Annotated in this window: 2 protein-coding genes; both read left to right on the forward strand. The window is 24.8% G+C overall.

The annotated features are described in order from the left end of the window. The first annotated feature begins 89 nt into the window (after positions 1 to 89). The gene (locus BO48_RS16725; protein WP_000134308.1) at positions 90 to 494 is read left to right on the forward strand and encodes a GNAT family N-acetyltransferase; all 405 of its coding nucleotides are present in this window, start codon (positions 90 to 92) and stop codon (positions 492 to 494) included. After that, positions 495 to 1934, forward strand: coding sequence for a bifunctional aminoglycoside N-acetyltransferase AAC(6')-Ie/aminoglycoside O-phosphotransferase APH(2'')-Ia (locus tag BO48_RS16730; RefSeq protein ID WP_001028144.1), 1440 nt, complete (start codon positions 495 to 497; stop codon positions 1932 to 1934). Positions 1935 to 2108: the final 174 nt, after the last annotated feature.

Raw genomic sequence — 2108 nt, forward strand, 5'->3', positions numbered from 1 at the left:
GAATGGATTTATTCTTCAAGAAAATACATCAATTTTGATAAGTAGAAATGGTAAAAACATTGTATAGCATTTTACACAGGAGTCTGGACTTGACTGAGTTTATGGAAGAAGTTTTAATTGATGATAATATGGTTTTTGATATTGATAATTTAAAAGGATTTCTTAATGATACCAGTTCATTTGGGTTTATAGCTAAAGAAAATAATAAAATTATAGGATTTGCATATTGCTATACACTTTTAAGACCTGATGGAAAAACAATGTTTTATTTACACTCAATAGGAATGTTACCTAACTATCAAGACAAAGGTTATGGTTCAAAATTATTATCTTTTATTAAGGAATATTCTAAAGAGATTGGTTGTTCTGAAATGTTTTTAATAACTGATAAAGGTAATCCTAGAGCTTGCCATGTATATGAAAAATTAGGTGGTAAAAATGATTATAAAGATGAAATAGTATATGTATATGATTATGAAAAAGGTGATAAATAAATGAATATAGTTGAAAATGAAATATGTATAAGAACTTTAATAGATGATGATTTTCCTTTGATGTTAAAATGGTTAACTGATGAAAGAGTATTAGAATTTTATGGTGGTAGAGATAAAAAATATACATTAGAATCATTAAAAAAACATTATACAGAGCCTTGGGAAGATGAAGTTTTTAGAGTAATTATTGAATATAACAATGTTCCTATTGGATATGGACAAATATATAAAATGTATGATGAGTTATATACTGATTATCATTATCCAAAAACTGATGAGATAGTCTATGGTATGGATCAATTTATAGGAGAGCCAAATTATTGGAGTAAAGGAATTGGTACAAGATATATTAAATTGATTTTTGAATTTTTGAAAAAAGAAAGAAATGCTAATGCAGTTATTTTAGACCCTCATAAAAATAATCCAAGAGCAATAAGGGCATACCAAAAATCTGGTTTTAGAATTATTGAAGATTTGCCAGAACATGAATTACACGAGGGCAAAAAAGAAGATTGTTATTTAATGGAATATAGATATGATGATAATGCCACAAATGTTAAGGCAATGAAATATTTAATTGAGCATTACTTTGATAATTTCAAAGTAGATAGTATTGAAATAATCGGTAGTGGTTATGATAGTGTGGCATATTTAGTTAATAATGAATACATTTTTAAAACAAAATTTAGTACTAATAAGAAAAAAGGTTATGCAAAAGAAAAAGCAATATATAATTTTTTAAATACAAATTTAGAAACTAATGTAAAAATTCCTAATATTGAATATTCGTATATTAGTGATGAATTATCTATACTAGGTTATAAAGAAATTAAAGGAACTTTTTTAACACCAGAAATTTATTCTACTATGTCAGAAGAAGAACAAAATTTGTTAAAACGAGATATTGCCAGTTTTTTAAGACAAATGCACGGTTTAGATTATACAGATATTAGTGAATGTACTATTGATAATAAACAAAATGTATTAGAAGAGTATATATTGTTGCGTGAAACTATTTATAATGATTTAACTGATATAGAAAAAGATTATATAGAAAGTTTTATGGAAAGACTAAATGCAACAACAGTTTTTGAGGGTAAAAAGTGTTTATGCCATAATGATTTTAGTTGTAATCATCTATTGTTAGATGGCAATAATAGATTAACTGGAATAATTGATTTTGGAGATTCTGGAATTATAGATGAATATTGTGATTTTATATACTTACTTGAAGATAGTGAAGAAGAAATAGGAACAAATTTTGGAGAAGATATATTAAGAATGTATGGAAATATAGATATTGAGAAAGCAAAAGAATATCAAGATATAGTTGAAGAATATTATCCTATTGAAACTATTGTTTATGGAATTAAAAATATTAAACAGGAATTTATCGAAAATGGTAGAAAAGAAATTTATAAAAGGACTTATAAAGATTGATTATATAATATATGAAAAGCTATTATAAAAGACATTAGTATTAAATAGTTTAAAAAAATGAAAAATAATAAAGGAAGTGAGTCAAGTCCAGACTCCTGTGTAAAATGCTATACAATGTTTTTACCATTTCTACTTATCAAAATTGATGTATTTTCTTGAAGAATAAATCCATTC

It is taken from the genome of Lacicoccus kunmingensis DSM 17847 (genome assembly GCF_059568765.1).

Bases quoted from the DNA above. Each gene is read 5' to 3' on its own strand.
- BO48_RS16730 (WP_001028144.1), top strand. From the start codon at position 495: ATGAATATAGTTGAAAATGAAATATGTATAAGAACTTTAATAGATGAT.